Annotated in this window: 6 protein-coding genes; 4 read left to right on the plus strand and 2 right to left on the minus strand. The window is 60.8% G+C overall.

Going from position 1 to position 8,221, the window contains the following annotated elements; translation table 11 throughout:
- Positions 1-21 precede the first annotated feature (21 nt).
- From AC6I79_RS23310 to AC6I79_RS23325, 4 genes are all read left to right on the plus strand, one after another.
- Positions 22-1,074, plus strand: coding sequence for a 2,5-dihydroxypyridine 5,6-dioxygenase (locus AC6I79_RS23310; RefSeq protein WP_498027817.1), 1,053 nt, complete (start codon positions 22-24; stop codon positions 1,072-1,074).
- 78 nt (positions 1,075-1,152) lie between these two features.
- A complete protein-coding gene (locus AC6I79_RS23315) occupies positions 1,153-1,614 on the plus strand; it encodes a MarR family winged helix-turn-helix transcriptional regulator (protein WP_021508807.1) in 462 nt (153 codons plus the stop codon).
- 43 nt (positions 1,615-1,657) lie between these two features.
- A complete protein-coding gene (locus AC6I79_RS23320) occupies positions 1,658-2,185 on the plus strand; it encodes a (2Fe-2S)-binding protein (RefSeq protein ID WP_374710389.1) in 528 nt (175 codons plus the stop codon).
- Positions 2,179-5,748 (plus strand): molybdopterin cofactor-binding domain-containing protein, encoded by a 3,570-nt coding sequence (locus AC6I79_RS23325; protein ID WP_498027898.1) that lies wholly within the window; start codon positions 2,179-2,181, stop codon positions 5,746-5,748. Before AC6I79_RS23320 ends, AC6I79_RS23325 begins: the two co-directional genes overlap by 7 nt.
- A gap of 21 nt (positions 5,749-5,769) precedes the next feature.
- On the opposite strand, the gene AC6I79_RS23330 is transcribed toward AC6I79_RS23325, so the two are convergent.
- Positions 5,770-6,354: a nucleotidyltransferase family protein gene (locus AC6I79_RS23330; RefSeq protein ID WP_159377574.1), complete on the minus strand. Its 585-nt coding sequence runs from the start codon at positions 6,352-6,354 to the stop codon at positions 5,770-5,772.
- Between the two features lie 53 nt (positions 6,355-6,407).
- Positions 6,408-7,784 (minus strand): aldehyde dehydrogenase family protein, encoded by a 1,377-nt coding sequence (locus tag AC6I79_RS23335; RefSeq protein WP_159377573.1) that lies wholly within the window; start codon positions 7,782-7,784, stop codon positions 6,408-6,410.
- Between the last annotated feature and the right edge of the window lie 437 nt (positions 7,785-8,221).

An 8,221-nucleotide genomic window follows, 5' to 3' on the forward strand; every position in this document is an offset into this window, starting at 1 on the left:
TAACCCTGAGAGGAAACCGCTATGGCAGTAAATCAGAGCCAGTTAGGCCAGATGTTCGAGCAGGTTTTACGGCTGTCGAAAGTCGACGCCAGCCAGAGTGTCGCCATCCTGAAAAGTCACTATTCCGATGCACGCACCGTGCAGGCCGCCACTGATGCTGCACTACGATTGGGCGCGAAGGTGTACTGCATTGAGCTGCCGGCCTTCAATCACCCGACGGCAATGGGTAACGACATGACCGCCTACTGTGGTGATACCGCGCTTACCGGCAACATTGCCGCACAGCGCGCGCTGGAAGCGGCGGACCTGATCGTTGATACCATGATGCTGCTGCATTCGCCGGAGCAGGAGCAAATCCTGAAAACCGGGACGCGAATTTTGCTGGCGGTTGAGCCGCCGGAAGTATTGGCACGAATGTTGCCCACTGAAGAGGACAAGTCGCGCGTGCTGGCCGCGGCGGCAGTGCTGGAAAAAGCGCGCATGATGACGGTGAAGTCGCCGGCCGGCAGTGATTTTCGCGCCCCGCTCGGCCAGTACCCCACGGTAACGGAATATGGCTACGCGGATGAGCCGGGCCGCTGGGATCACTGGCCGAGCGGCTTCCTGTTCACCTGGTCGAATGAAGATCAGGCTGAAGGCGTGCTGGTGCTGGACGTCGGCGACATCCTGCTGCCGTTTAAATCTTACGCGCGTGAACGTATTACGCTGGAGATCGAGCAGGGCTTTGTCACCCACATCCACGGCGGCTTTGAGGCTGAGTATCTGCGCGATTACATGCGCTACTTCAACGACCCGGAAGTGTACGGTATTTCCCACATCGGCTGGGGGCTGCAGCCGCGCGCGCAGTGGACAGCGATGGGATTACACGACAAAAACGACGGCATGTGTATGGACGCGCGCGCCTTTTACGGCAACTTCCTGTTTTCGACCGGACCGAATACTGAAGTGGGCGGTAAGCGCAAAACGCCGTGCCATATGGACATTGCTCTGCGCCGCTGCGACATCAAAGTGGACGATTTGCTGGTGGTGGCGGAAGGTGAAGTGGTGGCACCGGAGGCCTCACGCGCGCGTTAATCATGCGCAGGGAACGGCTGTCAGCGCAGTGACAATGCATTACACTGCCTGACAGTTTCCGGGAAAAAGGATAAAGGCATGTCGCACCAGCAGGATCCGCGCGCAGACCAGCGCTATGACTATACCGAGCAGGTTGGCCATCTGTTGCGCAAGGTGTATCAACGCCATGCGGCGATTTTTCAGCAACACGTCGGTGATTCACAGATAACCGCCGTGCAATTTATTACCCTCTGTGCGCTGCGCGATCGCGGTCCGAGCGCACAGAACGATTTAGTGCGTTATACCGCCGTCGATCAGGCCACCATTCGCGGTGTGGTTGAGCGTCTTAAGGCGCGCGATCTGGTCAGTCTGGGTCCCGATCCCACCGACAAACGCAAAGTGATTGTCATGCTGACCGATGCAGGCCACCGCCTGATTGACAGCACGACTGACAACGCGATGCGCATCACCGAAATGACTTACGGGCAGCTGAATCCGGCCGAACGGGTCGCGCTGATTTATCTGCTGAAGAAAATGCTGGACGATACGAGCCAGCCCTAACCCGGGGCGCTTAGCCGCCTCGCTAAGGCGGTTAATAATGAAAATGCTGGCACATCAGACTGCCACACCGGTTTCACCTGCATCCACGTGCCATTACGCCCTTGAGGTGAACGGCGCGACTCACTCCATCAGCAGCTATCGCGATACCTCGCTGCTGCTGGTGCTGCGTAATCAACTCCAGCTTAACGGACCCAAATATGGCTGCGGCCTGGGCGAATGCGGCGCCTGCACCGTGCTGATCGATGGCGTTGCCGCGCGCGCCTGCGTGATCCCGGCGTATGGCGTGCGTCAGCGCGCTATCACCACACTGGAAGGCCTGGGCAATCGCGAAGCACTGCACCCGGTGCAGCAGGCGTTTATTGAGGCGCAGGCCGCACAATGCGGTTACTGCCTTAACGGCATGATCATGACCACCGCCGCGCTGCTGCGCGCTCAGCCCTGCCCTGATGACCGGCAAATACGTGCGGCGCTGAGCGGTAATCTGTGCCGCTGTGGCACCCATCAGGAGATTCTGTGCGCGGTGAAGCGCGCCATCACCTTATGCCTGCAGCAGGCGGAGGCGGCATCATGAGTGCGGCTAACGTCCCCACGCAGCAGCAGTTGCTGGCAGCCAGCGACATCCTGTTGATTGTCGATGAGATTCAGCCGCCGCCGGGGCTGGTGCCCAAAGGCCAGACGCCGACGCTGAAAGCCAAAGAGCGCGCACTGTTTCTGGCTATTGACGGTTCCGGCCGCGTCTGGGCCTTCAATGGCCATGTTGATCTCGGCACCGGGGTGAAAACCGCGCTGACGCAAATCGTCGCCGAAGAACTCAATTTGCGCATGGATCAGGTGCAAATGGTGCTGGGCGATACGCTGCGCGTGCCCAACCAGGGTGCCACCATCGCCAGCGCCACCTTGCAAATTTCTGCCGTACCACTGCGTAAAGCGGCTGCAACGGCGCGCCAGTGGCTGTTACAGCAGGCCGCCGCGCGCTGGCAGCTGCCGGTGGAGAGCATCACGCTGGACGGCGGTTTCCTGCAGCACCCCAGCGGGGTGCAATTGTCATTTGCCGAACTGGTGCAGCAGCAGCGCAGCATCGTGCCGATTGATCATCAGGTAACACTCAAGCCCGCCAGTGAATATCGCTTAGTTGGTACCAGCTCAGCGCGGGTGGATATTCCCGCCAAAGCCACCGGCGAACTGACGTGGGTGCATGACCTGCGCGTGCCCGGTATGCTGCACGGCCGGGTCATCCGTCCACCGTATGCGGGCTATGACACTGGTAGCTTTGTCGGCACCTCATTGCTCAGCATTGACGAAAGCTCGATCGCGCATCTCGAAGGCATCGTGAAAGTGGTGCAGATCGCGGATTTTGTCGGCGTGGTGGCCGAGCGCGAGGAGCAGGCCATCGCCGCGATGGACGCGTTACAGGTGCGCTGGAAGCCATGGGAACACAGCCTGCCAGACCTGCGCGATATCGAACAGGCTATTCGAGATAATCCCCGCACCTCGCGCGTGGTGCATGACAGCGGAGAGGTGGATGCCGCGCTGGCGAATGTCGCGCAGCGTTTTACCCGCAGCTATGTCTGGCCGTATCAGCTGCATGCGTCGATTGGCCCTTCCTGTGCGGTGGCCGACTATCAGCCTGATTCGCTGCAGGTGTGGAGCGGCACGCAGAACCCGCACCTGCTGCGCGCCGATCTGGCATGGTTGCTGGAGAGGCCGGAAGAGACCATTGAAGTGAACCGCATGGAAGCCGCCGGTTGCTACGGTCGCAACTGCGCCGATGACGTGGCCGCCGATGCGGCGCTGCTGTCACGCGCAGTAGGCCAGCCGGTGCGGGTACAGCTGACGCGCGCCCAGGAACACGTGTGGGAACCGAAAGGCACTGCACAGCTGATGGAGGTGGACGGCGGGCTGGACGCGCAGGGCAATCCGCAGGTGTATGATTTCACTACGTCTTATCCGTCCAACGGCGCACCCACCCTTGCGCTGCTGCTGACCGGCCGCGTCGATCCGGTGGCGCTGGCGTATGAAATGGGCGATCGCACCTCCATTCCACCTTACGATTTTCCCCACCTGCGCGTCACCATTGAGGACATGGCGCCGATTGTGCGCGCCTCGTGGATGCGCGGCGTTTCGGCCCTGCCCAACACCTTTGCCCATGAATCCTATATGGATGAGCTGGCCCACGCGGCAGGCGTCGATCCGGTGGAGTACCGGCTGCGCTACATTCAGGACGATCGCGCCGCCGAGCTAATGCGCTCCACCGCTGCGCGCGCAGACTGGACGCCGCGCACCGCCATTCAGCAGACCACCAGCGAACCCGGCATTTTGCGCGGACGCGGTTTTGCCTACGCACGCTATATTCACAGCAAATTTCCCGGCTTCGGCGCCGCCTGGGCTGCCTGGGTCGCGGATGTCGCGATTGATAAGCAGAGCGGCGAGATCGCCGTTACGCGCATCACCGTGGGCCATGATGCCGGCATGATGATCAACCCGGAAGGGGTAAAGCATCAGATTCACGGCAATGTCATTCAGTCCACCAGCCGGGTGCTCAAAGAACAGGTGACGATTGAAAGCAACCTGATCGCCAGCCAGGAATGGGGCAGCTACCCGATCCTGACGTTTCCGGAAGTGCCGGATATCGACGTGATGATGGTGCCGCGCCCGCACGAACCGCCGCTGGGCGCGGGGGAATCCGCGTCGGTGCCCAGCGCCGCGGCCATCGCTAACGCGGTGTTTGATGCCACCGGAATCCGTTTTCGCGAATTGCCCATTACCGCTGACAAACTGCGTCAGGCGCTGAACGGCCCCGATCCGCAGCCGGAGCCACAGCTGGTGGCACCGGCCCAAGCCGCCCGCCGCCGCAGCCGAAAATGGGCGCTGGGTGGCGTAACAGGATTGCTCGGTCTCGCCGCTGGCGTGGCGATCAACGCGCTGCCGTGGCGCGCACCGATTGCGCCCGTGACACCCCCGGCCGCCGGAAGCTGGTCGGCAGAGATGCTGGAACGTGGCCGTCAGGTGGCCGCCGCCGGTGACTGCGCGGTATGCCATACCACAGAAGGCGGCACGACCAATGCCGGCGGCCTGAAGATGGAGACGCCGTTTGGCACGCTGTACACCACCAACATCACGCCGGATAAGCAGACCGGCATTGGCAGCTGGTCATTCAACGCCTTCGATCGCGCCATGCGCGAGGGCATCAGCCGCGACGGCCATCATCTCTATCCGGCGTTTCCCTACACCAGCTTTCGCCAGCTGAGCGAAGGCGATATGCAGGCGCTGTATGCCTGGCTGATGTCGCAGCCGGCGGTACAGCAGACACCGCCAGAGAACCAGATGCGCTTTCCCTATAACCTGCGTTTCCTGATGGCGGGCTGGAACGCGCTCTACCTTGGGCGCGGCGAATATCAGCCTGATACCCGCAAAAGCGCCGAATGGAATCGCGGTGCCTATCTGGTGAACGGAGCCGGACACTGCGGCGCCTGCCACTCGCCGCGCAACCTGCTGGGCGCGGAAAAAAGCGGAGACAATTTCCTCGCCGGAGGCTGGGTCGACGGCTGGGAAGCGCCCGCGCTTAACCAGCTGAGTAAAGCCCCGCAGCCGTGGACGGCGCAGTCGCTGTATAACTACCTGCGCAGTGGTTACGATGCGCAGCACGGCGTTGCCGCCGGACCGATGGCACCGGTAGTAAGCCATCTCGCCACCCTGCCGGAAGCCGATGTGCGCGCCATGGCCAGCTATCTGGCGGATATCAATGGTCAGGCAGCGCGCCCTGTTGCTGCACCGGCGGCAAAACCGGCATGGAACACTGCCGCAGGGGAACGGCTGTTTAAAGGTGCCTGTCAGGCCTGCCACAGCGCCAGCGAGGGCGGACCGCAGTTGTTTGGCGTCAGCCCATCGATGGCCAACAGCAGCAGCATAACCAGCGCGACGCCGGATAATCTGTTACAGGTGGTATTGCACGGTATCGACAAACCGGCAACCGATGCGCTCGGTTATATGCCCGGCTTTGCCGCCAGTTTGTCGGATAAGCAGGTTGCGGATATTGCTGCCTGGCTGCGCCAGCGCTACGCGCCTGATGAACCGGCGTGGCAAGATCTGACTGAAAAGGTGGCGCAGGTACGCGCTAATCCCGGCAGCCACTGACCCAGTCAGGCGTGCTGCAGGTCAGCGGCTTGCCCCGGATCGTGGCAGATCCGCGTCGCGGATCGTGCCCTGATGGGCCGGCAGAGTGATGAGAATGGCCGGGTCGAGCAGCGCGCGGGCACCGCTGTCGCCCTGCAGTTGAGCGAGCGCCGCGCCATAGTGTGCGGCAAATCCCACCGGGTGGCCCGGCTGGTTTTGCCAGCTGAGCCGTACCTGCGGCGCGCCGTTGCGCAGCGCCTGCGCCACGCATTGATGATCCTCCGCCCTCACCCACGCCATATCACCCGGTACGATCAGCCAGCCATGCCAGTGGGCGGTGGCCCGCACGCCAGCGGCAATGCTTTCACCGCTGCCAGCGCTGGCAATACTGCAGGTTGCGACGCCGCACTGCTGTGCCAGCTGTTGAATGGCGCGATCTTCCGGCCGGATAATGAGGAGAAGCGGCAAACCGCTGCGCTGCGCCTGCTGCAGCGTCAGCTTCAGCAGCGGCTGAGGCACGCCATTATCGTCAGGATACGGTGCCAGTAGTTTGTGCCCGGTACCGCCGGCCTGACGAAAGCGGCTGCCGAGACCGGCAGCAAGGATGAGAATGCCTGGCGTCTGCATAGAAGGATTGCTTCCGGAAGTTGGGGCGCACAGTATGGCGCGCCCCGGTCGGGTTAGCGACGGTTTTTCCACACCGTCTGGATGTTGCAGAACTCGTGGACGCCGAAGCTGGAGAGTTCGCGGCCATAACCACTCTTCTTCACGCCACCGATAGCGACGCGCGGATCGGAGGCGCCGTTGCCGTTGATAAACACCGCGCCGGTTTCCAGCTGCTCTGCCAGTTCCTGCGCCAGCGCTTCATTGCCGCTCCACACGGTGGCGCTCAGGCCAAACTCGCTGTCATTCGCCAGCTGCAGTGCATGTTGCGCATCGCGCGCGACGGTGATCGCCGCCACCGGCCCGAAGATCTCCTGACGAAAAGCGGTCATCGCGGGCGTGACGTCGGCAAGAATGGTTGGCGCATAATAGTTGCCGACTCCCTCGATCTTGTGGCCGCCCAGCACCAGACGTGCACCCTGCTGCAGGGTTTCCTGCACCTGATGATCGAGTTCATCGCGCAGATCGTAGCGTGCCATCGGACCGATATAAGTCTCTTCCTGCAGCGGATCGCCCACTTTCAGTGCCTGCACTGCTGCGCTGAAACGCGCCTCAAACGCCTCTGCGATGCTCTCTTCAATGATGAAGCGTTTGGCTGCCATACACACCTGCCCGCTGTTCTGGTAGCGTCCTGTGACCGCTGAGGCCACTGCTGCATCCAGATCGGCATCGGCCAGAACGATAAAAGGATCGGCGCCGCCTAACTCCAGCACGGTTTTTTTCAGTACCGCACCGGCCTGAGCGGCGATAGCCCCACCCGCGCGCACGCTTCCGGTCACGGCGATGGCCGCGACGCGCGGATCTTTAATGGCGGCAGAGACACCGTCGTTATCGACGTTGATAACGTTGAATGCACCATGCGGCAAATCGGTTGCGGCAAACAGTTCCTGCATCAGCCGGGCGCAGCCCATGACGCTTGGAGCGTGTTTCAGCAGGTAGGTGTTGCCCGCCAGCAGCATGCTGACCGCGCCGCGCAGGACTTGCCAGTAAGGAAAATTCCACGGCATCACCGCGAGGATCACACCGAGTGGACGAAACGATTGCCAGGCCTGCTGGTTTTCCACCAGCGTGGGCTGATCGGCCAGCATTGCCGGTCCGTGTTCAGCATACCAGTCACACAGGCTGGCGCATTTCAGGACTTCGGCACGCGCCTGCGCAATGGGTTTACCCATTTCCAGCGTAGCGAGCGTAGCCAGTTGCTCCTGACGCTGGCGCAGCTGCTCACCCAGCTGACGCAGTACCTTCACGCGCTGTGCCATCTCTGTGTTACGCCACTGCGCAAAGGCGCTGGCGCTTTGCTGTAAAGCCGTTTCCAGCTCGGCTGCACTCTGCAGGGGATAAGTGGCAATGATTTCGCCGCTGGTGGGATTACGTGAAATAACGTGATCAGTCATAGGATGCCTTCGTCAGATAATCGGGTTGATCAGAGTGAGGTCTACCTTACGCCAGCCATCAGGTGATGAAAAATGAATAGATGAGAGCAAGTTGTTCACCTGAAATGAATTGAGAGGCAGCGCAGGCCTGAAGATTTTCACTTTCCACCCTCACAGGGTGATTTAAAGACGTAAGCGAATAATCTGCAGGTTACGCTTATCAGCATCAGTCGCCTCAACGGGTTATCCACTTATACAGTTACTAGATCTTAAAGAAAGATCATAAAGAGATCTAAAAGAGATCCTAAGAGATCCCCGATCGCGGCAGGCCGCACCCGACAAGGGCTGAGAAGGTGATCGTGTTCACTATAATCAGTAAAGTATCCACTATAGTCAGTACTTTATTCACTATAGACAGTAGAATGTTCACTATAAACAGTGTTAATGTTCACTGTAAT

The organism is gamma proteobacterium symbiont of Scutellera amethystina (assembly GCF_059730845.1).

Bases quoted from the DNA above. Each gene is read 5' to 3' on its own strand.
- AC6I79_RS23310 (WP_498027817.1), top strand. From the start codon at position 22: ATGGCAGTAAATCAGAGCCAGTTAGGCCAGATGTTCGAGCAGGTTTTA.
- AC6I79_RS23315 (WP_021508807.1), top strand. From the start codon at position 1,153: ATGTCGCACCAGCAGGATCCGCGCGCAGACCAGCGCTATGACTATACC.
- AC6I79_RS23320 (WP_374710389.1), top strand. From the start codon at position 1,658: ATGCTGGCACATCAGACTGCCACACCGGTTTCACCTGCATCCACGTGC.
- AC6I79_RS23330 (WP_159377574.1), bottom strand. From the start codon at position 6,354: ATGCAGACGCCAGGCATTCTCATCCTTGCTGCCGGTCTCGGCAGCCGC.
- AC6I79_RS23335 (WP_159377573.1), bottom strand. From the start codon at position 7,784: ATGACTGATCACGTTATTTCACGTAATCCCACCAGCGGCGAAATCATT.